General features: G+C 43.3%; 1 rRNA gene. It reads right to left on the bottom strand.

Annotated elements, in window-relative coordinates:
• A 16S ribosomal RNA gene (locus tag EIZ48_RS28665) occupies window positions 1-76 on the bottom strand; the annotation flags it as partial.
• Window positions 77-536: the final 460 nt, after the last annotated feature.

Below are 536 nucleotides of genomic sequence, written 5' to 3'. Positions count from 1 at the left end.
GTCGCTGCCGCTCGACTTGCATGTGTTAGGCCTGCCGCCAGCGTTCAATCTGAGCCATGATCAAACTCTTCAATTAAAGTTTTGTTGGTCTCTCGACCGGCTCAATGAATACTGATTGTTCTAACTAAGTTAGAACGAATTGACTGTGYCAAATAATAAGTAAACTTAGTATTTGTATTGGTCACTCAGTTCATTGATATAATCTTTTCGACTATTCATTTCACGAGTGCCCACACAGATTGCATGGTCAAATTGTTAAAGAACGTTGACTTTCAATGCCTTGGCGWTAACCGCTTCAGCAAGTCAGGACGCGTATAATACGCTTTTCTGATTTCCAGTCAAGACAAAATTTTCATCTTTTTCTTCAACCAGACTAACTGGTTATAAAGTGAAAACCTTCTTTTGACTCCGCTCACATTGCAATCAGCCGGAGCGAAAGAAAAGCCCGCTGTACCCAGCGGGCTTCCTATAAATTCAAGCCTGGCGATGTCCTACTCTCACATGGGGAGACCCCACACTACCATCGGCGCTATTAC

This window comes from Photobacterium alginatilyticum (assembly GCF_009910675.1).
In the GTDB taxonomy this organism is placed as follows: domain Bacteria; phylum Pseudomonadota; class Gammaproteobacteria; order Enterobacterales; family Vibrionaceae; genus Photobacterium; species Photobacterium alginatilyticum.
The sequence above is the reverse complement of the archived record's forward strand: the minus strand, read 5'-3'. Positions and strand labels throughout refer to the sequence as shown.